Origin of the sequence: Bradyrhizobium sp. SSBR45G, from assembly GCF_030159255.1 — a bacterium.
Taxonomy (GTDB): domain Bacteria; phylum Pseudomonadota; class Alphaproteobacteria; order Rhizobiales; family Xanthobacteraceae; genus Bradyrhizobium.
Map to the genome: position 1 here is coordinate 59,744 of NZ_BSCT01000004.1, position 26,029 is coordinate 85,772.

The following is a 26,029-nucleotide window of genomic DNA, read 5'->3' on the forward strand; positions in this document are numbered from 1 at the left end:
GCCATGGCGGCTTACGTCATCTCCGAAGTCGAGGTGCGCGACGCCGAGGCGATGGAGCGGTACCGCACCCGTGCGGCGCGCTCGATCGCGCAATATGGCGGGCGCTATCTCGTCCGCGGCGGCCCCGCCGAGACGATCGAAGGTGGGCCGCCGCCGAAGACCCTCATCATCGTCGAGTTCCCGTCGATGGCGCGGCTTCGCGAATGGTATGCGTCGCCCGAATACGCCGAAGCCCTGGGCGAGCGCCGGACGGCGCTGGACCGCCGGCTGATTTTCGTCGAGGGTGTTGCACCTGCGTAAAGTTCGGACCGTGCCGCGCCCATGTTGAAAATCACACCCCGCCGCAAGCGTTGGCTCAAGCTGACCTCGGCGCGGTGGCAGCGGCGGGTGCTGTTCGTCGCCGGTGGGCTGGTGGTCGGCGCGGCCGCGGTCGCGCTGACCAAGGGTTTGTGGCGAAGGCCGAGGCGGGTGCCGCAACCAAGCATGCGACGCCGCCGGTTACGTCATGATGCTGCACCCATGGGCAGGCTGATGCCTGATTGAGCGAGCGCGGCGGACCTTGCGCCGCACAACAACAAATTCCGCTGACAGTTCAACATGCGCCCCTTGGCACACGGCTTGCGTAGTTCAGTCCAGCGCAGAGCTTCGCTCTCATGGGTTGGCGTGCCCATCGTCGGGATCCCCGTTGGGTCGGTGGGACGATGTTGAGATCGCGCCCGCCGTCGATGGAGCTGTCAGCTCGTCACCCTCATGGGGTCCATCCCGTCGTCATGGATGGAGACTCGCATGTGTGATCGTGACGGAACCTTCTATCGCAGCTTCTCTCGCCGCAATTTCATCAAGTCCTCGGTGGCCGCCGCGGCCGCCACCGTTGCCGTTCCCGCCCATCTCGCCACGCTGCTGACGCCGACGCCGGCCATGGCCGCGACGACCATCAAGGCGACGCATGGCTCCGGCTTCTGCAATATGGGCATCTTCCTCGCCAAGGAACGCAACCTCACCGTCGCCGATGGCGTCGAGCTCGAATTCGTGGTGACGCCGTCGAACACCGAGATCACCACGATGTTCGGCGCCGGCCTCGTCGACATCTCGATGATCCCGTACTCCAACTTCATGACGCTCTACGATGCCGGCGCACCGGTGAAAATCGTTGCCGGCGGCGGCGTACAGGGCTGCATCATCGTCGCCAAGGAGGGCATCAAATCGGCCGCCGACCTCAAGGGCAAGACGTTCGGCACGTTCCAGGCCGATACGCTCGAGGTGCTGCCCTACGACTACCTGAAGAAGGCCGGGCTGTCGTTCAAGGACGTCGACATCAAATATCTCGACACCTCGCCGGAGCTCGCCCAGGCCTTCATGGCCGGCGCGCTCGACGCGATCTGCCACATCGAGCCCTATGCCACGCAATGCGTGCAGCAGCGCAAGGGCGCGACCGTGCTGTCGGATGGCACCGACATCTACGGCAAGGGCTATTCGGACTGCGTGCTGGCCGCGCGCGTGCCGCTGATCGAGAAGAACCCGGCCGCCGTGAAGGCCGTGATCAAGGCGCTGATGGTGGCACAGAGCCAGGCCGAGGCCGACAAGGCGGCCGCGCTCAAGGACACCGTCGGCAAGTACTACAAGACCTCGATGGAGGCGGCCATCGATGCCTCCTCCAAGCAGCCAATCGTGGTCGACCAGCGCAGCCAGACCCAGTTTATCATCGATCGCGGCGCCTCGATGAAGGAGCTCGGCTACGTCAAGAAGCTGCCCGACCAGGGGGCCTTCGACTGGTCGCTGCTGGAGGCCGTGATCGCCGACAACAAGGCGCTGTATGACGGGCTCAAGCTGAAATCAGCGTGACGCTGGACGGGCCTCATGGTTCGAGACGCGTCGCAAACGCGACGCTCCTCACCATGAGGATCTGGACTCCCGCCAAGAGCAAAGTCCTCATCCTGAGGAGCCCGCCGGAGGCGGGCGTCTCGAAGGATGGCCGCGCGTGACAATCAACGAAACAACACCGCCTCGCGGATATCAGTCCATGGCCATTGAGACCGCTGTCGCCTCGTCAGTGTCGGGCACTGTGTCGCCTGCAGCGACTGCGCGCAATTGGCGCAAGGCGCGGCGGCGCATCGCGGCGTTCGGCTGGGCTGCGCTTTCGATCGGCCTGTTTGCGCTGATCTGGGAGGCGCTGTGGTATGTCGGCAAGATCAACCCGCTGCTGCTGCCGCCGCCGCATCTGTTCCTGCAGGACATTCCGGGGACGCTGATATTCTTCGACCGCTCCAACCGCGTCGGCTCGGTCGCCTCGGGCGGCGGCGTCGGCGCGCTTGGGATCACGATGTTCTGGACCGTGTTCCGCGTCTTCACCGGGCTCGCGCTCGGCTTCGTCAGTGGCGTCGCCGTCGGCGCCGCGCTGCACTACATCCGCTGGCTGCGCAATCTCCTGATGCCGACGGTGCTGTTGCTGGCGCCGATCTCGCCGGTGGCCTGGCTGCCGGTCGCGATCTTCGTGTTCGGCATCGGCGACGTGCCGGCGATCTTCCTCGTCTTCATCACGGTGTTCTTCACCATCGTGCTGTCGACCTCGGCGCAGATCGAGAGCGTGCCGGTCAACTACATCCATGTCGCCCGCATCATGGGCGCGACGCAGACGCAGCTGTTCTGGCGCGTCATCCTGCCGGCGATCCTGCCGAGCCTGTTCATGACTTTGCGGCTCAACCTCTTCGGCGCCTGGATGGTGGTGCTGATCGCCGAGACCGTCGGTGTTGGCACCGGGCTCGGCCAGATCATTTCGATGGCGCGCGCGACCTTCAACGCCAAGCTGGTGTTCTTCACCATGGCGGTGATCGGCGCGCTCGGCTTCCTCAGCGACTGGGGCCTGCGCCAGATCCAGCGCCGCATGCTGTGGTGGGTCGCGCCACAACGGGGAGGGCTCTAGATGGCGCGTCCCGCCGTATCGATCCGCAACGTCGGCAAGACCTGGGACGTCGAGGGCCGCCCGCCGCTGCGCGCGATCGATGATCTCTCCTTCGATGTCGCGCCGGGCGAGTTCGTCGTGCTGCTCGGCCCCTCCGGCTGCGGCAAGTCCTCGCTGCTCTACATGATCGCGGGGCTCGAGAGCGTGAGCAACGGCGTCATCGAGGATGATGGCCTCGCGATCTCCGGTCCGTCGCCGGAGCGCGGGCTGATCTTCCAGGAGGCCTCGCTGTTTCCCTGGCTCACCATCCTGGACAACGTCGCCTTCGGCCTTGCGATCCGCGCCGAGCTGCCGGAGCGGCGGCGCGAGAAGGCGCGGGAGATCCTGCGCCGCGTCGGGCTCGGCGACGCGCTCGACAAGAAGCCGGACGAATTGTCCGGCGGCATGCGCCAGCGCGCAGCGTTCGCCCGCGCCCTGGTGATGCAGCCGCGCGTGCTGATGATGGACGAGCCGTTCGCCGCGCTCGACGTCCAGACCCGCGCCAAGCTGCAGGATTTCCTGCTGCAGATCTGGCAGGACAGCCGCGCCTCGGTGCTGCTCGTGACCCATTCGATCGACGAGGCCATCAGCCTCGCCGACCGCGTCATCGTGTTCACGGCGCGGCCGGGCCGGGTCAAGGCGATCGTGCCGATCGACCTGCCGCGGCCGCGCCCGACACGCTCACCGCGCTATCACGAATATCGCGACTATTTCACCGAGCTGCTCGCCGCCGAGGTCGACAAGGCCTTCGCCGAGCAGTCGGGCCTGTGAACGAAACAACCGGGAGGAACAGCGAGATGGCGGAAGTTTTGGTCGGGGCGAAGTGGGTCGTCTCCGGAATCCAGGATCGGCATACACCGGTTGTGATCGAGGACGGCGCCGTGCTCGCCCGCGACGGCGTGATCGTGGCGGTGGGTCCGTTCGCCGAGCTCGAACGGCTGGCGCCGCAGGCCAATGTGAAGCGGCATCCGAACCACGTGATGCTGCCGGGCTTCGTCAACAGCCATCACCATGTTGGGCTGACGCCGCTGCAGCTCGGCTCGCCCGATCATGCGCTGGAACTGTGGTTCGCCAGCCGCCTGCCGGCGCGCCGGATCGATCTCTATCTCGACACGCTGTATTCGGCGTTCGAGATGATCGCCTCCGGCGTCACCACCGTGCAGCACATTCACGGCTGGATGGCCGGTGGCTTCGACGCCATCCATGGCGCCGCCAGCAAGGTCTTGCAGGCCTATCGCGCAATCGGCATGCGCGCCTCCTATTGCTACGCCGTGCGCGAGCAGAACCGGCTGGTCTATGAGGCCGACGAGGAATTTTGCGCCCGCCTGCCGGCGCCGTGGAACGCGCGCCTGTCGGCGCATCTGAAGGCGCAGCAGGTGCCGTTCGACGACTATATCAAGCTGTTCGACGTGCTCACGGCCGAGAATGCCGGGCAGAGCCTGACGCGCATCCAGCTCGCGCCGGCCAATCTGCACTGGTGCACCGATGACGGCCTCGTGGCGCTGCACGAGAAGTCGCGCGCCGCCAAGGTGCCGATGCACATGCACCTGCTGGAGACCGCCTATCAGAAGGAATATGCGAAGCGGCGCACCGGCAAGACCGCCGTGCGCCACCTGCATGATCTCGGCGTGCTCGGCCCGCACATGACGCTTGGCCACGGCGTCTGGCTGATGGCGGAGGACATCGACATCGTCGCCGAGACCGGCACCTGCATCTGCCACAACTGCTCGTCGAACTTCCGGCTGCGCTCGGGGCTCGCGCCGCTCAATGTCTGGGAGAAGAAGGGCATCACCATCGGCATGGGCCTGGACGAAGCAGGCATCAACGAGGACCGCGACATGCTGCAGGAGCTGAAGCTGGCGCTCCGCGTCCATCGCACACCCGGCATGGACGACGAGGTGCCGACGGTGCCGCAGATCGTGCGCATGGCCACCGAGGGCGGCGCCAAGACTACGGCGTTCGGCGATAGCGTCGGCAGACTGGAGCAGGGCCGGTTGTTCGACGCCGTGCTGATCGACTGGAACGCGGCGGTGTATCCGTTCCAGGATCCCGATATTCCGATGCTGGATGCGCTGGTGCAGCGCGCCAAGTCGCAGCATGTGACAGCCGTCTATGTCGGCGGCGATATCGTCTATTCCGACGGCCGCTTCACCCACGTCAATCGCGACGAGGTGCTGGCCGAGATCGCAGATATTCTCGCCAAGCCGCGCAATGAGGAGGAGGTCGCCCGCCGCGAGCTCGGCCTCGCCGTGTTCCCGCACGTCAAGCAGTTCTACGACGGCTATTTCGACAGCGCTGCGCATACCCCGTTCTATCGGACGTCGACGATGAGCTAGTTCGTAGGGTGGGCAAAGCGCCGCAAGGCGGCGCGTGCCCACCGCCCATCAGCGAACGCATCAGCCACACGGTGGGCACGGCGCCATCGCGATCTCGTTTGGAGACGCTGTACGGCAGCGCCTTTGCCCACCCTACAGGCCACTGTTGTGGCCGCGCGGCGTGTGATCCCGCGCACGGTCGGCTTCGCCTGTCCCGGTCATCCTGTCCGCGGTTCGCTGGAGATGTGCGGACAATGACGTCTTCACGCCAGTGGACCTCAACCACAGGAGAGTGAAATGAAGTCTATCCTGATTGCCGCGCTGGCACTGGTGGTCACGTCCGGCGCGAGCTTCGCGGGCACGCCGCTGATCGATGCGCGGCAGAACGCTCAGTCAGACCGCATCTACAATGGCGCGGTATCGGGCCGGCTGACCTATCCGGAGACGCAGCAGCTGGTCCGCGGCCAGATTCACGTGCAGAAGCTCGAGAACAAGGCCAAGGCCGACGGCGTGGTGACGCCGTTCGAGCGCGCCCGCATCAATGTCGCGCAATCGGTGCAGGGCGCCCGCATCTTCTGGAAGAAGCACAACTGAGTTCGTCGTTCGTAGGGTAGGCAAAGCGCCGCCGACAGGCGGCGCGTGCCCACCGTCGATCGGCGCGCGCATCAGCCAGACGGTGGGCACGGCGCGGTCGCGATCTCGTGTGGAGATGCAGCACGGCGGCGCCTTTGCCCACCCTACAGGGTTGAGGGCGTCGTCAATACGTCGCGCGGCCACCGGAGATGTCGAACACGGCGCCGGTCGAGAACGAGCACTCTTCTGATGCGAGCCACGACACCAGGGCCGCGAGTTCTTCCACCAGCACGAAGCGGCCCTTCGGGATCTTCGACAGCATGAAGTTGATGTGCGCTTCGGTCATCTGGTCGAAAATCGCGGTCTTCGCGGCGGCCGGCGTCACCGCGTTGACGGTGATATTGTGCTGCGCCAGCTCCTTGCCGAGCGATTTGGTCAGCGCGATCAGCCCCGCTTTTGAAGCCGAGTAGTGCGCGGCGTTCGGATTACCTTCCTTGCCGGCGATCGAGGCGATGTTGACGATGCGGCCATAGGCCTGCTTCAGCATGACCGGCACGATTGCCTTGGCGCAAATGAAGGGGCCGTCGAGATTGATGCGCAGCACCTTGCGCCATTCCTCGAGATCGGTCTCCCACACGGACTTGTTGATGCCGGCGATGCCGGCATTGTTGACCAGGATGTCGATGGTGCCGAACGCGGCCAGCGTGGCGTCACGCGCGCCTTCGACAGCCCTGGTGTCGGTGACGTCGACCTGCAACGCCAGCACCTCAGGACCGATCTCCTGCGCCGTCTTCTCGGCCAGCGCGATGTCGTGGTCCCAGATCGCGACCTTGGCGCCCGAGGCCTTGAAGCGCTCGGCGATGGCGCGGCCAAAACCTTGCGCGCCGCCGGTGACGACGGCGCAGCGATGGGTAAGGTCGATTTGGTTCATGTGCTTCCCCGGTGCTTTTTGTGTCGTCATTCCGGGGCGGCGCGAAGCGACGAGCCCGGAATCCATACGCCCGATCGTGGTTATGGATTCCGGGCTCGCGCTGACGCGCGCCCCGGAATGACGGAGAGTGTCTTATAACGTCCAGCCGCCGTCGATCGTATGCGCGACGCCGGTCGTGAACGCGCTCTCGTCGCTGGCGAGATAGACGGCGAGATGCGCGATCTCCTCGGCGGTGCCGAGCCGGCCCATCGGCTGGCGCGAGATGAACATTTCCAGCCCGTTCGGGCCGACCGACGCGGCGCGGCCGAGCATTGACGGTGTCTCGATCGTGCCCGGGCAGATGCAGTTACAGCGGATCTGCCTGCCGACGAAGTCGGCTGCGACCGAGCGGGTCAGCGCCGCGACGGCGGCCTTGGTGGCGCCGTAGACGTAGCGGTTCGGCGCCGCCTTGAACACGCCGGCCGCGGAGGCGATGTTGACGATCGCGCCGCCGCCCTCCGCCAGCATCTTCGGCAGGAAGGCGCGGATCGTGCGATGCATCGACTTGACGTTGAGGTCGAACGAGAACTCCCAGTCGTCGTCCGAGCAGTCGAGGATGGTGCCGTTGTGCACGAAGCCGGCGGCATTGAGCAGGATCTCGACCTTGCCGACGCGCTCGGCCATCGCGTTGACGGCGGCGGTGTTGCGGACGTCGAGGGTTGCGACCTCGGCAATGCCCTCGCTCTTCAGGGTCGCGAGACCCTTCTCGTCGATATCGGTGGCGAACACGGTGGCGCCCTGGCGCGCGAAGGCGATGGCGCAGGCGCGGCCGATGCCGGCAGCGGCGGCGGTGACAAAGGCGCGTTTGCCCTTGAGGCGGTCGGACATGGGGGCTCCTTGAACGAAACTGACTGTTTGTTGTTGCCGTCATTCCGGGGCGCCCGGAGGGCGAGCCCGGAATCCATACTCCCGATCGTGGTTATGGATTCCGGGCCCATCGCTTCGCGATGTCCCGGAATGACACCGGTTGGTTCAATGATTATGCCTCGCCACGCCCACGGTGCCAGCGATGTTCTGGTAGCGCGTGGCGAGCTCCATGCAGGCGCCGGTGGCCTGCTGGCCCACGGTGTTGCGATAGAGCTCCTGCCACGGCGTCTGGTTGGCCGGATGCGGGAAGCCGCCCTTGGCCTTCAGCTCAGCGCGCCGTGCCGCCAGCTCCTCATCGGAGATCAGGATGTTGGCCGAGCCCTTGTTGAGGTCGATGCGCACCTTGTCGCCGGTCTTGAGAATGGCGAGCCCGCCATCGGCGGCGGCTTCCGGCGAGGCGTTGAGGATCGACGGCGAGCCTGACGTGCCGGACTGCCGGCCATCGCCGATGCAGGGCAGGGACATGATGCCGCGTTTGATCAGCGCCGCCGGCGGCTGCATGTTCACGACCTCGGCGCCGCCGGGGTAGCCGATCGGGCCGGCGCCGCGGATGAACAGCACGCAGTGCTCGTCGATCGCAAGCGACGGATCGTCGATGCGATCGTGATAATCCTCCGGCCCTTCGAACACGATGGCGCGGCCCTCGAAGGCGTTGGGGTCCTTCGGGTTGATGAGATAGCGGTCGCGGAATTCCTTGGAGATCACGCTGGTCTTCATGATCGCGGAATCGAACAGATTGCCGCGCAGCACCAGGAAGCCGGCATCCTTCACCAGCGGCTTGTCGTAGGACCAGATCACGTCGCCATCGGGCTTCGGCGCCTCGCGGCAATTGTCGCCCATGCTGCGGCCATTGACGGTGATCGCGTCCTCGTGGATGCGCTTGTGCCGCATCAGTTCGCCGATCACCGCCGGCACGCCGCCGGCGCGATGGAATTCCTCGCCGAGATAGAATCCGGCCGGCTGCATGTTGACCAGCAGCGGCACGTCGTGGCCGAATCTCTGCCAGTCGTCGATCGAAAGCTCGACGCCGACATGGCGCGCCAGCGCATTGATGTGGATCGGCGCGTTGGTCGAGCCGCCGATCGCGGAATTGGCGACGATGCAGTTCTCGAACGCCTTGCGCGTCAGGATGTCCGACGGCTTGAGGTCCTCCCAGACCATGTCGACGATCCGCTCACCCGTCTCATAGGCGATCTGGCCGCGCTCGCGATAGGGCGCGGGGATCGCGGCGCAGCCGGGCAGGGACATGCCGAGCGCCTCGGCGAGCGCATTCATCGTCGAGGCCGTGCCCATGGTGTTGCAATGCCCGACCGACGGCGCCGACGACGCCACGATCTGCATGAACTCCTCATAGCCGATCTCGCCAGCGGCGAGCCGCTCGCGCGAACGCCACACCACGGTGCCGGAGCCGGTGCGCTGGCCCTCGTGCCAGCCGTTCAGCATCGGCCCGCCCGACAGCACGATCGCCGGAATGTTCACGGTGGCCGCCGCCATCAGGCAGGCCGGCGTCGTCTTGTCGCAGCCGGTGGTCAGCACCACGCCGTCGAGCGGATAGCCGAACAGGATTTCGACGAGGCCGAGATAAGCGAGGTTGCGGTCGAGCGCCGCCGTCGGACGCTTGCCGGTCTCCTGGATCGGGTGGGTCGGAAATTCCATCGCGATGCCGCCGGCGGCGCGGATGCCTTCGCGGACGCGATGCGCCAGCTCGATGTGGTGGCGGTTGCAGGGCGAGAGATCATTACCTGTCTGGGCGATGCCGATGATCGGCTTGCCCGATTGCAGCTCGGCGCGGGTCAGGCCGTAATTGAGATAGCGCTCGAGATAGAGCGCGGTCATGCCCGGATTGTGCGGGTCGTTGAACCAGGCCTGCGAGCGCAGCTTGCGGCTCTTGTCAGCACCGTTGCCGGCATGTCCGTTGGATTTTGTCATTGTCTTCCTCCCGCGGTGCAAACGTAGCGCGGCCGCTCCTGTTCGCGGTGCAACACCCACGCATCGATGGCGCGAGGCGAAACGCCGCAGTCAGGTTCAACGGGCCGGCTTCGATGATCGTCTACGTCTTTCGTTCAAGTCGTCGTCGGTTCGCGTCGTTCTAGTTCAGCAATTTTGGTTGCGCTACCATTTTGTTCCTGAGGCCCGCTCGCCCGGCGCCGGCCCGGCCGTGGCGGCGCGCGACAGGGTCGAGCTCTGCCGTTCGATCACCTCGAAGCCGAGATCGACGACGCGCTGAGTGACCTCGCGGCCCTCGATCTCGTCCATGACCATCGTCGCCGCACGCAGGCCCATCTCGTAGCGGTTGGTCCGGACGCTGGTGAGGGTGGGAACGGCCGATGCCATGAATTCCATGTCGTTGAAGCCGACGATGGCGATCTGCTCGGGCACCGCGATGTGCCGGCGCTGGCATTCGAACAGCACGCCGAGCGCGAGGTCGTCATTGGCGCAGAACACGGCATCGAGATCCGGCGCCTTCAGCAGAAGATCGGAGAACAGGCTGCCGCCCATCGTGGTCGAGGTCGGAACGGCCGTCGTGACGATGAGGCGCGGATCGAACAGCGACGCCTCCTTCATCGCGTTCTGATAGCCCTGAAGGCGGCGCTGCACCCTGGGGTCCATGCGCGCGCCCAGGAAGCCGATCCGTCGGCAGCCCTGGGCGAGAAGGTGCGAAATCGCTGCAGAACACGCGTCGACATGCGAAAAGCCGATCATCATGTCGATCGGATCGGTGCCCAGTTCCATGATCTGCACCACCGGACAGTCAGCCGCCTGCACGATGGCGCGGCCCTCCGCCGTCTGGTCGACGCCGGTCACGATCAGCCCCGCCGGCTTCTGCATCAGGAACAGCCGCAGCAGCCGCTCCTCCTGCAGCACGCTGTAGCGGGTGTTCGCCAGCTGGATGCTGTAGCGGCTGCCCTCGAACGCGTCATAGATGCCGCGCAGCACGTCGGAGAACACGTTGTTGGTGAGGGACGGTATCAGCACGCCGATCACTTCGGTGCGCTGCGATGCAAGCGCGCGCGCGGCTAGGTTCGGGACGTAGCCGAGATCCTTGGCGGCGCTCTCGATCCGCAGCCGGCGGCCGGCCGAGACGGTGTCGGGATTGCGGAAGAAGCGTGACACCGTGATCGGGCTGACGCCCGCCAGTGCCGCAACTTCGGTCAGCCGCACTTTGCCCGGCTTGATACGTTTCCGTCCCATGCGTTGCTCATAGCATAGGCGAAGGGCCAGACAAGCAATATTGACAGCGCTATCACGCAGTTGCTAAGCGAAGCATTGCGAAAGATTTGAACTGCGGACAATCTCTGCGAAGCTGGTCTCCAGTTTCGGACGCAGCCAGAGCGATCGACAATAACAAGAAGCAAGACAACAAGAACAAGACGACCAGACGCGATAACGACAAGCGGCCAGATCAAACGGCCGAGAACAACGGTCAGGATGCCGCCGACATGCAGCCAATGCAGTCGGTCTTTGAGGAGGGAATTGATGTCGTCGGTGCAAATTCGCGACGTGCGCAAATCGTTCGGCGGATTCGAGGTCCTGCACGGCGTGACCATTCCGATCGAGGATGGCGAGTTCGTCGTGCTGGTCGGTCCGTCGGGCTGCGGCAAGTCGACGCTGCTGCGCATGCTCGCAGGGCTGGAGAACATCACCGCCGGAACGATTTCGATCGGCGAGCGCGTCGTCAACAACGTGCAGCCGAAAGAGCGCGACATCGCGATGGTGTTCCAGAACTACGCGCTCTATCCGCACATGACGGTCGCCGACAACATGGGCTTCTCGCTCAAGCTGCGTGGCGCGCGGCCCGAGGACATCAAGAAAGGCGTGGCGCGCGCCGCCGAGATCCTGGCGCTGACGCCGCTGCTCGACCGCTATCCGCGCCAGCTTTCCGGCGGCCAGCGCCAGCGCGTCGCCATGGGCCGCGCCATCGTGCGTGATCCGCAGGTGTTCCTTTTCGACGAGCCGCTGTCGAACCTCGACGCCAAGCTGCGCGTCGCCATGCGCACCGAGATCAAGGAGCTGCATCAGCGGCTCAAGACCACCACGGTCTACGTCACCCACGACCAGATCGAGGCCATGACCATGGCCGACAAGATCGTCGTGATGCATGACGGCATTGTCGAGCAGATGGGCTCGCCGCTCGATCTCTACGACAAGCCCGACAACCAGTTCGTCGCCGGCTTTATCGGCTCGCCGGCGATGAACTTTCTCAACGGTCACCTCAAGTCCAACGGTTCGGTCTATGTCGAGACCGAGAACGGCGCCAAGCTGCCGATCCTGACCGCGCCGGCCGCGTCCAACGGTCGTCCCGTGGTCTACGGCGTCAGGCCGGAGCATCTCGAGCTTGCCGATGACGGCATCGAGGCCGAGGTCGTCGTCGTCGAGCCGACGGGATCGGAGACCCAGATCGTCGCCCGCATCGGCACCCAGGACATCATCGCCGTGTTCCGCGACCGCCACGAGGTCGTGCCGGGTGCGAAGATCCATTTGCGTCCGCGCGCGTCGGCGGCGCATCTGTTCGACAAGGACACCGGCCGGAGACTCTGATCCGGCCGCGCGGCGCCGGACTGACAAAAACAAGACCAAGAAACTGACAACAAACAAAACAAGCAAAATATTCAACGGGAGAAAACTTCAGATGACCTATTTCCCCACCGATCGGCGCTCTCTGCTCAAGGGTGGCGCGACCTTGCTGGCGGCAGCCGCCACGATGTCGGCCGAGGATCTGCTCGGCTACGCCAAGGCCTGGGCGCAGACCTCGCCGTTCAAGCCGGAGCCCGGCGCCAAGATCAACATGATGCGCTGGAAGCGCTTCGTCGAGGCCGAGGACGTGGCCTTCATGAAGATCGTCGACGCCTTCCAGAAGGCCAACAACGTCACCATCAACATCTCCAACGAATCCTATGACGACGTCCAGCCCAAGGCCTCGGTCGCGGCCAATACAGGGCAGGGGCTCGACATGGTGTGGGGCCTCTACACGCTGCCCTTCCTGTTCTCCAACAAATGCGTCGACATGACCGACGTCGCCGACTACCTCGGCAAGAAGTGCGGCGGCTGGACCGACTCGGGCAAGGCCTATGGCATGCTCGACGGCAAGTGGATCGGCATCCCGGTGGCCGCTACCGGCGGCCTCGTCAATTACCGCATCTCGGCCGCCGAGAAGGCCGGCTTCAAGGAGTTCCCGAAGGACCTCGCCGGCCTCTCCGAGTTCTTCAAGGCCATGAACAAGAACGGCACCCCGGGCGGCATGGCGCTCGGCCACGCCTCGGGCGACGCCAATGGCTGGGTGCACTGGGCGCTATGGGCGCATGGCGGCAATCTGATCGACAAGGACAACAAGGTCGTCATCAACTCGCCGGAGACCGCCAAGGCGCTCGAATACGTCAAGGGTCTGTACGACAATTTCGTGCCGGGCACCGCGTCGTGGAACGACTCGTCCAACAACAAGGCATTCCTCGCCGGCCAGCTCTACGCGACTGTCAACGGCATCTCGATCTACGTCACCGCCAAGAAGGAGGCGCCGCAGATCGCAGAGGACATGAATCACGCGCATCTGCCGCCCGGGTTGGACGGAAAGACCCGTGAAATGCATCTGGGCTTCCCGATCCTGGTGTTCAACTTCTCCAAATATCCGCAGACCTGCAAGGCGTTCACCGCCTTCATGCTGGAGCCGGAGCAGTTCAATCCGTGGATCGAGGCGGCACAGGGCTATCTGTCGCACTTCCTCAAGGCCTACGACGCCAACCCGATCTGGACCGTCGATCCGAAGAACACGCCGTATCGCGAAGTCGCCGCCACCGCGACCACGCCGGCCGGTCTCGGCAAGCTCGGCGAGGCGGCTGCGGCCGCGATCGCCGACTTCGTCCTGGTCGACATGTTCGCGAACTACTGCACCGGCCGCGAGGACGTGAAGACGGCGATGGCCAGCGCCGAGCGCTCGGCCAAGCGCATCTTCCGCTGAGGCGATGAGCGCCGGCGTGTATCAGACGCGCTGGCACTTGTTGACTGCGTAGGGTGGACAAAGGCGCGCCGAGACCGAGGCGAGAGATCGCGATGTCTCTCGCGCCGTGCCCACCGAGGATCGGTCGCACACCTGGCGGTGGGCACGGCCCTCAGCACGATGCAGGCATCGTGCCGAGGTCCTTTGCCCACCCTACGGATCCGTCGCGAAGGGAGCTGCTGGATAAATGAGTACCATTCAGACCTCGTTGCCACGAGGCGTCGCCATCAGCGAACCCTCGGCATGGGTGCGGCTCAAGACCAACCGCAACGTCATCGCGCTGTGGTTCATGCTGCCGGCGGCGGCGTTCCTGATCCTGTTCCTGGCCTATCCGCTGGGCTTGGGCGTCTGGATGAGCTTCACCGACGAGAAGATCGGCCGCAGCGGCGTCTTCGTCGGGGTCGAGAACTACGAATGGCTCTGGGACGACTCGATCTTCTGGCTGTCGGTGTTCAACACGCTGCTCTACACGATCGTGGCATCGGCCATCAAATTCGCTATCGGGCTGTATCTGGCGCTGCTCTTGAACCGGCACATGCCGTTCAAGGCGATGATCCGCGCCATCGTGCTGATCCCCTTCATCGTGCCCACCGTGCTGTCGGCGATCGCGTTCTGGTGGATCTACGATTCGCAGTTCTCGATCATCTCCTGGTCGCTGATCAAGCTCGGCCTGATCACCCAGAACATCAACTTCCTCGGCGACACCTCCTGGGCGCGCGCCTCCGTCATCATCGCCAATATCTGGCGCGGCGTGCCGTTCGTCGCGATCACCCTGCTTGCCGGCCTGCAGACCGTGTCGCCCTCGCTCTATGAGGCCGCCACGCTCGACGGCGCCACCAGCTGGCAGCGCTTCCGCTTCATCACCTATCCCTTGCTGACGCCGATCATAGCGGTCGTCATGACCTTCTCGGTGCTGTTCACCTTCACCGACTTCCAGCTGATCTGGGCGCTGACCCGCGGCGGCCCGGTCAACGCTACCCATCTGATGGCGACGCTCAGCTATCAGCGCGGCATCATCTCGGGGCGGTTAGGGGAGGGCGCCGCGATCGCCACCGCGATGATCCCGTTCCTGGCCGCGGCGATCGCGATCTCCTGGTTCGGCATGCAACGGCGCAAATGGCAGCAAGGATCCGACCAATGACCGACACCACCCTGCACGCCAAGGCGCCCACCACCGCCGGCTCCGACGAATCCGAGGGCATGAGCTACCTGGAGTCGCTGCCGCGGCGGCTGGTGACGCTCTATCTGCCGCTGTTCATCATCCTCGTGGTGCTGCTGTTCCCGTTCTACTGGATGGGACTGACGTCGATCAAACCCGACGAGCAGCTGATCGACATGGAGAAGTACAACCCGTTCTGGGTGGTGCATCCGACCTTCAAGCACATCTCCAAGCTGCTGTTCGAGACGCAATATCCGCGCTGGCTGTGGAACACGATGTATGTCGCGGTCGGCGCCACCACGCTGTCGATCTTCGCCTCGGTGCTCGCCGCCTACGCCATCGTGCGGCTGCGCTTCAAGGGCGCGGACACCGTGGGCGTGCTGATCTTCTTCGCCTACCTCGTGCCGCCGTCGATCCTGTTCATCCCGCTGGCCTCGGTGATCCAGGCCTACGGCCTGTTCGACTCGCCGCTGTCGCTGATCCTGGTCTATCCGACGCTTCTGATCCCGTTCTCGACCTGGCTCCTGATGGGCTATTTCAAGACCATCCCGTTCGAGCTCGAGGAATGCGCCCTGATCGACGGTGCCAGCCGCTGGCAGATCCTGGTCAAGATCGTGGTGCCCCTGGCGGTGCCCGGCCTGATCTCGGCCTTCATCTTCTCGTTCACCTTGTGCTGGAACGAGTTCATCTACGCGCTGACCTTCCTGCAATCGACCCCGAACAAGACCGTGCCGGTCGCGATCGTCAACGAGTTCGTCGACGGCGACATCTACAAATGGGGATCGCTGATGGCCGGCGCCCTGGTCGGCTCGTTGCCGCTCGTGATCCTTTACGCCTTCTTCGTCGAGCATTATGTGTCGGCCATGACCGGCGCGGTGAAGGAGTAGGGCGGCAAACGTCAATGCCGCCGCACGGGCAGTGCCCCCTCTCCCCTTGCGGGAGAGGGTGGCGCCGAAGGCGCCGGGTGAGGGGTATCTCTCCGCGACGGCGGTGCCCGTAGGACCAACCCCTCACCCAAGCGCGCATGCGGCGCCGTCGGTGATGCCCTCTCCCGCAAGGGGAGAGGGCGCAGTAATGTCGATCGCACTCGCGGCGACGATCACTGTAGCTGTGATCAAACAACAAAAAACAAGGAGCATCCCCTTGCATATTCTCGTTCTCGGCGCCGCCGGCATGGTCGGCCGCAAGTTGGTCGAGCGGCTCGTTCGCGACGGCCGTCTCGGTGAGGCCGCCATCACCCGCATGACGCTGCAGGACATCGTCGCGCCGGCGAAGCCCGACACGTCCATCGCGGTCGAGACCATCGCCGGCGATTTCGCGGTCGCAGGCTTTGCGGAGAAGCTGGTCGCCGGCCGTCCCGACGTGATCTTCCATCTCGCCGCCATCGTGTCGGGCGAGGCGGAGCTCGATTTCGACAAGGGCTACCGCATCAATCTCGACGGCACGCGGATGCTGTTCGACGCGGTCAGGCTGATCGGCGACGGCTACAAGCCGCGGCTGGTGTTCACCTCGTCGATCGCGGTGTTCGGCGCGCCGTTCCCGGACGCCATCGGCGACGAGTTCGTCAACGCGCCGCTGCTCAGCTACGGCACCCAGAAGGCGATCGGCGAACTGCTGCTGGCCGACTACAGCCGCCGCGGCTTCTTCGACGGCGTCGGCATCCGCCTGCCGACCATCTGCATCCGGCCCGGCGCGCCCAACAAGGCCGCCTCCGGCTTCTTCTCCAACATCCTGCGCGAGCCCTTGGCCGGCAAGGAGGCCGTGCTGCCGGTGTCCGAGGACGTCCAGCACTGGCATGCGACGCCGCGCTCGGCTGTCGGCTTCCTGCTGCACGCCGCGACCATGGACACCGCCAAGATCGGCCCGCGCCGCAACCTCACCATGCCCGGGCTGACCGCGACCGTCGGCGAGCAGATCGCCGCCTTGCGGCGCGTCGCCGGCGATGCCGTGGCCGCCCGCATCCGCCGCGAGCCCGATCCATTCATCGTCGGCATCGTCGCCGGCTGGCCGCGGAATTTCGAGGCCAAGCGGGCTCGCGAGCTCGGCTTCACCACCGAGGAGAAGACCTTCGACGACATCATCCGGATCCACATCGAGGATGAGCTCGGTGGCAAGTTCGTGGCCTGAGACCGCCACCAGCCTCTGGACTCGCATGGCGCAAAGCGCCATTTGAGGGCAGGGAGACATTCGGGAGAGACAGCATGACCGCCAGCATCGTCGGATGGGCGCATACGCCGTTCGGAAAATTCGACGCCGAGACCGTCGAGAGCCTCGTCGTCAAGGTCGCCAATGAGGCGCTCGCCGACGCCGGCATTGCAGCCGGCGACGTCGACGAGATCGTGCTCGGCCACTTCAACGCCGGCTTCTCGCCCCAGGACTTCACGGCCTCGCTGGTGCTGCAGGCCGATCCGGCGCTGCGCTTCAAGCCGGCCACCCGGGTCGAGAACGCCTGCGCGACGGGCTCTGCCGCTGTCCACCAGGGCATCCGCGCCATCGCCGCCGGCGCGGCCAAGATCGTGCTGGTCGTCGGCGTCGAGCAGATGACCCGCACGCCGGGACCGGAGATCGGCAAGAACCTGCTCAAGGCCTCGTACCTCCCGGAGGACGGCGACACCGTCGGCGGCTTCGCCGGCGTGTTCGGCAAGATCGCGCAGGGCTATTTCCAGAAATATGGCGATCAGTCCGATGCGCTGGCGCTGATCGCGGCCAAGAACCACAAGAACGGCGTCGCCAATCCCTATGCGCAGATGCGCAAGGATTTCGGCTTCGAGTTCTGCCGCTCCGAGAGCGAGAAGAACCCCTATGTCGCGGGCCCGCTGAAGCGCACCGACTGCTCGCTGGTCTCCGACGGCGCCGCCGCGCTGGTGCTGGCCGACAGCGAGACTGCGAAGTCGTTCGCAAAGGCGGTCAATGTCCGCGCGACAGCGCATGCGCAGGACTTCCTGCCGATGTCCAAGCGCGACATCCTCGCCTTCGAAGGCTGCACGGTCGCCTGGCAGCGCGCGCTGGAAAAGGCCGGCGTTACGCTGTCCGACCTCTCCTTCGTCGAGACCCATGACTGCTTCACCGTCGCCGAGCTGATCGAATACGAGGCGATGGGCCTGACCCCGCGGGGGCAGGGCGCCCGCGCCATCAAGGAGGGCTGGACGCTCAAGGACGGCAAGTTGCCGGTCAACCCCTCTGGCGGCCTCAAGGCCAAGGGCCACCCGATCGGCGCCACCGGCGTCTCCATGCACGTCATGACCGCCATGCAACTGACCGGCACCGCGCCCGAGGGCATGCAGCTCCCCAACGCCAGGCTCGGTGGCATCTTCAACATGGGCGGCGCCGCTGTCGCCAACTACGTGTCGATTTTGGAGCCGGTGAAGTAGGGCCAAAAGGCCAAAGCTCCATCCGCCGTCATTGCGAGCGCAGCGACGCAATCCAGGGCCGCGTACGCCACTCTGGATTGCTTCGTTGCGTTGCTCCTCGCAATGACGGGTGGGAGGGGACGGCCTTACTCAGACTTCCTCTTTGCCCACTCCGTCAGCCACCGACTTCGCGGCCCGCACCATGGTCACGCCGTGCTCGGCGAGCAGGCGTGCGGCCGGGCTGCGCGTCTCCGAGAACAGCGCGAGCAGCGTGTTGGCGCCTGTGATGAGAGGGTAGCCAACCTCCTGGGCAGCGAGCGCAGCACGGTCGCTGACGCGCAGGAACGCAGGCGAGGGCCGCGCGATCTCACCATCCTCGGCTGCGAGGTGGGCGAGCTCCTCGTCGACATAGGCAATCGTCTTCGCTCGCAACTGGTTCAGGCTAGCGCGGCAGCTGCGCATCACGGCTGCGGCGCTGTCGTCGTCGATCAGCGCGAGCAGCAGATGCTCGAGGGTGGCGTAGCGGTGGCGACGGTCGCGCGCATGGGTGATCGCACGCTGGCGCGTCGACTGCAGCGCTGACGACACCGGCCGAGCCGTCACGTCCAGCAGCGCCTCGACCAGTTCCAGGCGCTTGACCGGATCGAGCACCGCCAGCAGCTCGTATTTGTGCGCCAGCGGCAGCAGGACTTGCGCGGCGATGATGTCGGCGACCGTGCCGGGTTGGCGCGCCTCTCCGAACGGCGGCCAGCTTTCGGACAGGCGGATGTTGCGGATCGCGGCGTAGCGCTCGAGGCGCGCCACCGCGCGCAGGATGAGGTCCGGCGCATCGGCGGCCGTGTCCTCGCCGACGTCGGAAACCTCGGCCTCGAAGGCGCTGCCGTCGTTGCTGAAGGACCTGACCAGGACGCGCCGGCCGATGCGCACCTGCACCTTCAGCGTGCCGTCGGGCAGCGGTGCGAGTTCGATGAGGTCGGCGCGCAGGCCGATCTCATGCAGATCACCAAAGCCGGGCTCGTCGACCGCCCGCTGCTTCTGCAGCGTGATCACGACGTCGGTTTGCTTGGCGAACGCCTCGTTGAGCGCGTTGACCGTCTTGGCGCGTCCGACGAACAGCGGATAGGTGCTGCCGGGGAACGGCACGAGGTCGCGCAGCGGAAGCGCAGGACGCCGCAGCCTTGCCGTCTGGATCACCGGTGGTTCTGGCAGCTTGGCGCCATCGCCGCTCTTGATCAGGGCCGACAGCGTATTCCAGTCGGCCGCGCCGAACATCCGGGAGACCAGCTCCAGGCTCAGACTATGGCTGATGGTGATGGACTTCGTATTCAGGGAGTCGCGCAGTGTCTGCGCCATGAGCTTGGCATCGCGAAAATCGCGCATCGCTTGATCCTCTGCAGGAGCGAACCAGGCATGTCAGGTGGTTGCGTTGCTGACCCGGTCGCTCGGGCAAAGGGGGAGGCCACAAAGGCTCGATACGTTCACCGTTCCCATGGCGGGCGCAACCGGCAGGTCGTATCAACCTACCGCTAGATTGACGCAGGCGGTCGCGGCTGTCAATTGCCGCTGCAGGCGGGAGGAAGGCCGCCCACCGCTCGCGATTTTAGTGCGGCCGTCACATCGTTCGTCGGCCTGGAAGGAGTGATACGCCAATGATCATCGACACCGAACGGCTGATCCTGCGCGATTGGCGCGAGCACGATCGTGCGCCGTTCACGGCAATGTCGGCCGATCCGGCGGTGATGCAGTTCCTGCGCGCGCTGCCGACACGCGAGGCGTGTGATCAATGGATTGACGTCCAGATCGCGCATCAGGCCGAGCATGGTTTTGGTTTCTGGGTGGTCGAGGGCCGGACGTCGGGCGCGTTCCTGGGCACGGTCGGACTATTCCGGGTTTTGTTCGATGCACCGTTCACACCGGCGGTCGAGATCGGCTGGCGGCTGGCGCGCGAGGCCTGGGGGCAGGGGATCGCGACCGAAGCGGCGCGGGCGGCGCTGGACTTTGGTTTCGCGCGGCTCAAGCTCGACGAGATCATCGCCTACGCGGCGCCGGCCAATGAGGCCTCTCAGCAGGTCATGCGCAAGCTCGGCATGATCAGAGATGCGGCGTCGGACTTCGATCATCCGCGTGTCTCAGCCGACAGCCCGCTCCGGCGGCAGGTCATGTACCGGCTCGCGCGAGACGCGTGGGCCAAAAGCGAGATGCCGTAGGGTGGGCAGAGCGGCCGCCGAAGGCGGCAGCGTGCCCACCGTCTGGCGGCAGGGTTCGGAGCAAGATGGTGGGCACGGCGCCACTGGCATCGCGCCTCGCATCAGTGGCGGTGGCTATGGATTCCGGGCTCGCCCTTTGGGCGCCCCGGAATGACGGAGAGTGTGCGACGGGGCGAGGCTGTCGCAGGCGTCGTCAGCTCCGCCACACCTTCTCCTCGCTGAACCCCAGCTCGGCGAAATCCTTTGTCCGCAAGCTCGCATCGTCCGCCGGAAAGAATTCATCAAGCTGCGGCGGCTTCACCGACGTCGCCGCCAGCATCGCATGGGCCTGGCCGCGGTGGTGGATGTCGTGCTGGAACAGATGCAGCAGCAGCCGATCGCAGCGCTCGTTCTGCACCCTTGTCTCGCGGTTGATGCGCACGGTGTCGTCGAGCCGGGCGGGCGTCAGCGTCTCGCAGAAGCCGATCAGGCGGCGATCCATCGCGCTCTGCGCCTTGGCGAGATCGGGCAGCCGCGGGAACGGCACCTGGTTCTGCCACGCCATCGGCCCGAGCCATCCGCCCTCCAGCGCGTCGACGTAGAACAAATCGATGATGTAGATGTGGTTCAGCGTCTTCTGCAGGCTCGGAAAGAAGCCCGTGCGGTCGGCGGCGAACTCCTCGGCGCTGAGCTGTGCGCAGGCCGTCAGCAGGCGATGGTTGGCCCAGGCGTTGTTGTAGGCGAAGGCGCGAAAGGTCTGGACGAGATCGGCGGGCATCGTGTCGAGCGTCCTCATGATGTCTCCCGACCGATCATAGGGACCTGCATGCGGCATTGACCATGGCTTTTCGCGCCGGCCTCTGCCGCATCCCCACAAGATAGTTCCCGCGGAACTGTGCCTCACTTGGTCGCGGTGCATTGGCCGGCGTCCTGTGCAAGAAGTTCGGATGCCGCACGACACACCTCTCATCGCAACCATCGTCGCGGGCCTCGGCCTCGCCTTCGTCTTCGGAGCCATCGCACAGCGGTTCCGGTTCCCGCCGCTGGTCGGCTATCTCCTCGCTGGCGTCGCCGTCGGTCCGTTTACGCCGGGCTTCGTCGCTGACCAGGCGCTGGCCACCGAGCTCGCCGAGCTCGGCATCATCCTCTTGATGTTCGGCGTCGGCCTGCATTTCTCGCTCAAGGACCTGATGTCGGTGCGCGCCATCGCGGTGCCCGGCGCGATCGTGCAGATCACCGTCGCGACCTTGATGGGCATGGCGCTGGGCTGGATGATGGGCTGGCCGATCGGCGGCGGCCTCGTGTTCGGCCTCGCGCTGTCGGTGGCGAGCACCGTGGTGCTGCTGCGCGCGATGCAGGAGCGCCGGCTGATGGACACCGAGCGTGGCCGCATCGCGGTGGGCTGGCTGATCGTCGAGGACCTCGCGATGGTGCTGGCGCTGGTGCTGATCCCGGCCTTCGCCAGCGTCTCCAGCGGCAACGGCGAGGTGCTCACCGCCGATCCGCTCGCCGCCTGGTTCGGCTTCGGCCTGACCGGCGTGCTGCTGCTGACCTTCGTCAAGATCGGCGTGTTCATGGCGCTGATGCTCCTGGTCGGCCGCCGGCTGATCCCGTGGATCCTGCACTACATCGCCCACACCGGCTCGCGCGAATTGTTCCGTCTCGCGGTGCTCGCGATCGCGCTCGGCGTCGCCTTCGGCTCGACAAAACTGTTCGGCGTGTCGCTCGCGCTCGGCGCCTTCTTCGCCGGCATGATGCTCGGCGAGTCGCCGCTGAGCCAGCGCGCCGCGCAGGAATCGCTGCCGCTGCGCGATGCCTTCGCGGTGCTGTTCTTCGTCTCCGCCGGCATGCTGTTCGATCCGGCCAGCGTCATCCGCGAGCCATGGCCGCTGCTCGCGACCTTGTTCATCATCCTGTTCGGCAAGTCGCTTGCCGCCTTCCTGATCGTGATCGTCTTCCGCCATCCGGTCTCGACCGCGCTGACGATCTCGGCGAGTCTGGCGCAGATCGGCGAGTTCTCCTTCATCCTGGCCGAGATCGGCGGCGCCTCGAACCTGCTGCCGAAGGCCGGCCGCGACCTGATCCTGGCCGGCGCCATCATCTCGATCATGCTCAATCCGCTGATGTTCGCCGCGCTCGACTGGCTGCTGCCGCGGCTGGAGCGCCGCCGCGCCGATGCCTCGGCACCTTCAGCGCCGCCGCCCGCCGAGATCCCTGTGACCGAGCTCACCGAGCACACCATCATCGTCGGCTATGGCCGGGTCGGCCGCCTCGTCGGCGAGGCCCTGCAGCAGCGCGGCCATGCCTTGCTCGCGGTGGAGACCTCCGACGACATTCTCAAGCAGCTGAAGGACGCCGGCATCGAGACCATCACCGGCAACGCCGCTCGCGGCAACGTGCTGCGCGCCACAAGCCCCGCGACCGCGCATGCGCTCGTCGTCGCCATTCCCGAGGCGTTCGAGGCCGGGCAGATCGTCGAGCAGGCGCGCGCCGCCAACCCGGCGCTGCATATCGTCGCGCGGGCACATTCCGATGCCGAGGTCGATCACCTCAAGTCGCTCGGCGCCGATGTCGTCATCATGGGCGAGCGCGAGATCGCGCGCGGCATGATCGAGGAACTGGACCAGCGGCCACCCGATGCCGCGCCGGAGCTGGCGCCGCAGGAGGATACGGAGAGGGTGCAGGTTTGATCTGATGTGTTGCCGCTTGCAGAGCAGGGGCGAGGCATTCACGTACGGAGCGCCCCGCGGTGGCGAAACGGCTGTCAGCCAATGAGTTGCTCGTCATGCCCGGGCTTGTCCCGCCTGCGCGGCCGAAGCCGCTTCGACGCGGCGAAGGCCCGGGCATCCACGTCGTCGTTCCAGCGCGCTGGTCGACGTGGATGGCCGGGACAAGCCCGGCCATGACGCTGTGGCAAGGGCCGCGCTCATGGCTTCCGACCTGCTGCGCGGATAGCCGAATTTCATCAGTGCCTTCAAGCTGATTTGCCCTGTCCAGTCCTCCGGCGAAAAATAATCTTGTTTCGCTTTTCCAGAATATATGTTTCACTCTCGCCATCCTGCTTCGCCACGAGGGGCGCTTCGCGATCGTCACGAACGTTGAAGCGGGGATGCGGTGGCCGCGACATGTCGCAGCGTAGCTTGTCTGCGCGGACGAACGGCATGGCGCGGACGTGAAGTCGCGTGGTCCCGGCATCCCGATGCTGATGCCAAGCCGGCGGGTGATGATGATCCCAAGGGCGACGGTGGCCAAAAGCCGGTGCACCGAGGAGAGCGCGAAATAAGCGTGAAAACCATCGCGCAGGGAAGGCCGGGTCGGTCCGGCTGAACCTGTGGTTCTCTCCCCGTGCTTTCTTTCGCACGGGGGCCACGGGTGCCAGTCGGCACCCGGCCTTCCCTGCGCCCTCTGTTTCGAGGAGGGCGGCGTCGATCAGCACAGCTCGGACAGATCCTGTCGCGAGGCCCCTGATGCTCGTGCCTATCCCAACCGCAGTGCTCGCCTCACTCCGGCATCATCTCGCCGGAGCCGCCGAACTCGGCTGGAAAATCCTTCAGCTTCGGCAGGCCGTCCTTGATCGGCAGCACGCTCTCCGCATAGTTGACGTGCACACCGGGCGCGAATTTCAGCGTCGGAATTGTCGCGGCGTAGACGTCGATCATGCCGAGCGGCGGGTGGTCGGTCATCAGGTGCCCGCCGCACTTCGTGCAGTATTTGCGGTGGCTCATGTCGGTCTTGTGATAGGTGCCGATCGCCTCCGCGCCCTTGGTCACGCGCACATTCGCGGGCTTCCACAGCGTGAAGGCATTGACCGGGCCGGCCGACCAGGAGCGGCAGGACGCGCAATGGCAATAGCCCATCGCCTCCGGCTCGCCATCGGCCTCGAGCTCGACGGTGCCGCAAAAGCATTTGCCCTGATAGAGCGTCATGACAGCGTTCTCCCTGTGTCGTGTTTTTGGATGTTGGACCGACATGCTGACACAGCTGCACGGCGAAAGGGAATCGCAGAATGCAGGAGTCCGCATGGAACATCTGGTGCGACGCAGCGGCGAGATGTCAGAGAGCTTCATCCGGTCGGCGCTCTCTACCCTCATGGTGAGGAGCGCCGAAGGCGCGTTCCGGCGATGCTCTTGCATCGCCTTGAGAACCATGAGGCCCAAGGGCGGCCTTGCCCTTCGGGACGCCCGCCTGCGGCGGGCTCCTCAGGGTGAGGGGAAACAGCCTCCCCGAGATGTCGAAGACGTTCATACGAGCATCGCTCTCGACCCTCTCCATGAACACGCCTCTCGGCGTGTTCATGGTCCGGTGTGCAGTGCCTCGGCTTTTGCTCCTCAGACTGAGAACCATAAGGTCAGGGCCCCTCGAAATTCCGTGTCACGGCGCGGTGCATGGCCCCATACGCGTGGAGCGGCTTGCCCCAAAACCCGCAGTGCCGTTAGCTCTGGCCACAACGAAGAGGGAGCATACGCCGCGATGGGACCGCTTGCGGGCATCAAGGTCATCGACATGACCACCGTGCTGATGGGGCCGTATGCCGCCCAGACGCTCGGCGATTACGGCGCCGACGTCATCAAGGTGGAATCGCCGGACGGCGACGTCACCCGCAAGATCGGTCCCTGGCGCCATCCCGGCATGGGACCGGTGACGCTCAATACCAACAGAGGCAAGCGCGTGATCTGCCTCGACCTGAAAAAGCCGGCCGGCCGCGACGCCGTGCTGCGCATGGTCAAGGACGCCGACGTGCTGCTCTACAACATCCGGCCGCAGGCGATGGCCCGGCTGAACCTCGGCTATGAATTGGTCTCCGCGCTGAATCCGCGGCTGGTCTATGCGGGCGTGTTCGGCTTCGGCCAGGATGGTCCCTATGCCGCCAAGCCCGCCTATGACGATCTGATCCAGGGCGGGGCGGCGCTGTCGTATCTGATGGCGGTCGCCGGCGACGGCACGCCGCGCTATGTGCCCAACGCCCTGGTCGACCGCATCGTCGGCCTCACCGCCGTCGGCGCCATCTGTGCGAGCCTCGTGCATCGCGACCGCACCGGGCGCGGCCAGCGCCTGGACGTGCCGATGTTCGAGACCATGGCGGCCTTCATCATGGGCGACCACATGGGCGGGCTGACCTACGAGCCGCCGCTCGACCGCGGCGGCTATGCCCGGCATCTCTCGCCCGATCGCCGGCCTTACAAGACCGCTGACGGCCATATCTGCGTGATCGTCTACAACGACAAGCAATGGGACGCGTTCTTCACGGCGTCGGGCCGCACCGATCTGCGCGCGGATGAGCGCTTCAACAGCTTTGCCCGGCGCGCCGCCAATATCGACATCGTCTATGCCGAGCTCGCACGCATCTTCGAGACCCGCAGCACGGCCGAATGGACCGCGCTGCTGGACGAAGCCGACATCCCGGTCATGCCGATGCACGACCTCGAAAGCCTGCTGCACGATCCGCATCTCGTCGCGACCAATTTCTTTCCCGTCGTCCAGCATCCGACCGAAGGCCCGATCCGCACCACGCGCGTGTCGGCGACCTGGTCCGAGACCAAGGCCGAGCCGCAGCGTCTGGCGGCCCGGCTGAACGAGCATGGCGCGGAGATCCTGCGCGAGCTCGGATACTCCGCTGACGAGATCGCCACGATGATCCGCGACGGCGCGACCACGCCGTCGCCTGCAAGGGAGTGACCC

At 65.6% G+C, this 26,029-nt stretch carries 23 protein-coding genes; 16 read left to right on the top strand and 7 right to left on the bottom strand.

The features are described from left to right. Window positions 1-3 precede the first annotated feature (3 nt). The 7 genes from QQL87_RS06835 (at window position 4) to QQL87_RS06865 (ending at window position 5,847) form a co-directional block, all read left to right on the top strand. Window positions 4-300 carry a DUF1330 domain-containing protein gene (locus tag QQL87_RS06835; protein ID WP_284423141.1) on the top strand — a complete coding sequence of 99 codons (297 nt, stop codon included), beginning with the start codon at window positions 4-6 and terminating at the stop codon, window positions 298-300. A gap of 21 nt (window positions 301-321) precedes the next feature. After that, window positions 322-543, top strand: a complete 222-nt coding sequence (locus QQL87_RS06840) for a hypothetical protein (protein ID WP_284423149.1) — start codon at window positions 322-324, stop codon at window positions 541-543. A gap of 243 nt (window positions 544-786) precedes the next feature. Then, complete coding sequence (locus tag QQL87_RS06845; protein ID WP_284423142.1) at window positions 787-1,842, top strand: ABC transporter substrate-binding protein; 1,056 nt, start codon at window positions 787-789, stop codon at window positions 1,840-1,842. 178 nt (window positions 1,843-2,020) lie between these two features. Next, a complete protein-coding gene (locus QQL87_RS06850) occupies window positions 2,021-2,920 on the top strand; it encodes an ABC transporter permease (protein WP_284423143.1) in 900 nt (299 codons plus the stop codon). Continuing rightward, on the top strand, window positions 2,921-3,709 hold the full coding sequence (locus tag QQL87_RS06855) for an ABC transporter ATP-binding protein (RefSeq protein ID WP_284423144.1): 789 nt from the start codon (window positions 2,921-2,923) through the stop codon (window positions 3,707-3,709). Window positions 3,710-3,735: 26 nt separating this feature from the next. Beyond that, entirely contained in the window at window positions 3,736-5,274 is a 1,539-nt protein-coding gene (locus tag QQL87_RS06860; RefSeq protein ID WP_284423145.1) for an amidohydrolase family protein, read from the top strand. Window positions 5,275-5,550: 276 nt separating this feature from the next. Continuing rightward, window positions 5,551-5,847, top strand: coding sequence for a hypothetical protein (locus QQL87_RS06865; RefSeq protein ID WP_284423146.1), 297 nt, complete (start codon window positions 5,551-5,553; stop codon window positions 5,845-5,847). A 163-nt stretch (window positions 5,848-6,010) separates the two neighbouring features. Here the strand turns inward: QQL87_RS06865 and QQL87_RS06870 are convergent, their stop codons facing one another. From QQL87_RS06870 to gntR, 4 genes are all read right to left on the bottom strand, one after another. Continuing rightward, a complete protein-coding gene (locus QQL87_RS06870) occupies window positions 6,011-6,757 on the bottom strand; it encodes an SDR family NAD(P)-dependent oxidoreductase (RefSeq protein ID WP_284417617.1) in 747 nt (248 codons plus the stop codon). Window positions 6,758-6,889: 132 nt separating this feature from the next. Then, window positions 6,890-7,624, bottom strand: coding sequence for an SDR family oxidoreductase (locus tag QQL87_RS06875; protein WP_284417619.1), 735 nt, complete (start codon window positions 7,622-7,624; stop codon window positions 6,890-6,892). Between the two features lie 144 nt (window positions 7,625-7,768). Next, a complete protein-coding gene (locus QQL87_RS06880; protein ID WP_284417620.1) occupies window positions 7,769-9,592 on the bottom strand; it encodes an IlvD/Edd family dehydratase in 1,824 nt (607 codons plus the stop codon). Window positions 9,593-9,775: 183 nt separating this feature from the next. Next, on the bottom strand, window positions 9,776-10,855 hold the full coding sequence (gene gntR / locus QQL87_RS06885) for an HTH-type transcriptional regulator GntR (protein WP_284417621.1): 1,080 nt from the start codon (window positions 10,853-10,855) through the stop codon (window positions 9,776-9,778). A 285-nt stretch (window positions 10,856-11,140) separates the two neighbouring features. Between gntR and QQL87_RS06890 the strand changes: the two genes are divergently transcribed. The 6 genes from QQL87_RS06890 to QQL87_RS06915 all read left to right on the top strand — a co-directional run bounded on the left by QQL87_RS06890 (window position 11,141) and on the right by QQL87_RS06915 (window position 18,185). Next, window positions 11,141-12,202, top strand: a complete 1,062-nt coding sequence (locus QQL87_RS06890) for an ABC transporter ATP-binding protein (RefSeq protein WP_284417622.1) — start codon at window positions 11,141-11,143, stop codon at window positions 12,200-12,202. Window positions 12,203-12,293: 91 nt separating this feature from the next. Further along, entirely contained in the window at window positions 12,294-13,616 is a 1,323-nt protein-coding gene (locus QQL87_RS06895; protein WP_284417623.1) for an ABC transporter substrate-binding protein, read from the top strand. 226 nt (window positions 13,617-13,842) lie between these two features. Beyond that, window positions 13,843-14,796 carry a carbohydrate ABC transporter permease gene (locus QQL87_RS06900; RefSeq protein WP_284417624.1) on the top strand — a complete coding sequence of 318 codons (954 nt, stop codon included), beginning with the start codon at window positions 13,843-13,845 and terminating at the stop codon, window positions 14,794-14,796. Then, entirely contained in the window at window positions 14,793-15,701 is a 909-nt protein-coding gene (locus QQL87_RS06905; protein WP_284417625.1) for a carbohydrate ABC transporter permease, read from the top strand. The genes QQL87_RS06900 and QQL87_RS06905 overlap by 4 nt, the downstream gene beginning before the upstream one ends. Window positions 15,702-15,957: 256 nt before the next feature. Beyond that, window positions 15,958-16,941, top strand: a complete 984-nt coding sequence (denD, locus tag QQL87_RS06910) for a D-erythronate dehydrogenase (RefSeq protein WP_284417626.1) — start codon at window positions 15,958-15,960, stop codon at window positions 16,939-16,941. 74 nt (window positions 16,942-17,015) lie between these two features. After that, the gene (locus QQL87_RS06915; protein WP_284417627.1) at window positions 17,016-18,185 is read left to right on the top strand and encodes an acetyl-CoA acetyltransferase; all 1,170 of its coding nucleotides are present in this window, start codon (window positions 17,016-17,018) and stop codon (window positions 18,183-18,185) included. Window positions 18,186-18,314: 129 nt separating this feature from the next. Here the strand turns inward: QQL87_RS06915 and QQL87_RS06920 are convergent, their stop codons facing one another. Beyond that, window positions 18,315-19,544, bottom strand: a complete 1,230-nt coding sequence (locus QQL87_RS06920) for an LON peptidase substrate-binding domain-containing protein (protein ID WP_284417628.1) — start codon at window positions 19,542-19,544, stop codon at window positions 18,315-18,317. Window positions 19,545-19,813: 269 nt separating this feature from the next. Here QQL87_RS06920 and QQL87_RS06925 point away from each other — a divergent pair, with 269 nt between their 5' ends. Then, on the top strand, window positions 19,814-20,371 hold the full coding sequence (locus tag QQL87_RS06925; protein ID WP_284417629.1) for a GNAT family N-acetyltransferase: 558 nt from the start codon (window positions 19,814-19,816) through the stop codon (window positions 20,369-20,371). Between the two features lie 193 nt (window positions 20,372-20,564). Here the strand turns inward: QQL87_RS06925 and QQL87_RS06930 are convergent, their stop codons facing one another. Further along, on the bottom strand, window positions 20,565-21,128 hold the full coding sequence (locus QQL87_RS06930; RefSeq protein WP_284417874.1) for a DinB family protein: 564 nt from the start codon (window positions 21,126-21,128) through the stop codon (window positions 20,565-20,567). A 169-nt stretch (window positions 21,129-21,297) separates the two neighbouring features. Between QQL87_RS06930 and ybaL the strand changes: the two genes are divergently transcribed. After that, window positions 21,298-23,040: a YbaL family putative K(+) efflux transporter gene (gene ybaL / locus QQL87_RS06935; RefSeq protein WP_284417630.1), complete on the top strand. Its 1,743-nt coding sequence runs from the start codon at window positions 21,298-21,300 to the stop codon at window positions 23,038-23,040. Window positions 23,041-23,850: 810 nt separating this feature from the next. Here the strand turns inward: ybaL and QQL87_RS06940 are convergent. Then, window positions 23,851-24,276 carry a GFA family protein gene (locus tag QQL87_RS06940; protein ID WP_284417631.1) on the bottom strand — a complete coding sequence of 142 codons (426 nt, stop codon included), beginning with the start codon at window positions 24,274-24,276 and terminating at the stop codon, window positions 23,851-23,853. Window positions 24,277-24,820: 544 nt separating this feature from the next. Between QQL87_RS06940 and QQL87_RS06945 the strand changes: the two genes are divergently transcribed. Then, entirely contained in the window at window positions 24,821-26,026 is a 1,206-nt protein-coding gene (locus tag QQL87_RS06945; protein WP_284417632.1) for a CaiB/BaiF CoA transferase family protein, read from the top strand. Window positions 26,027-26,029: the final 3 nt, after the last annotated feature.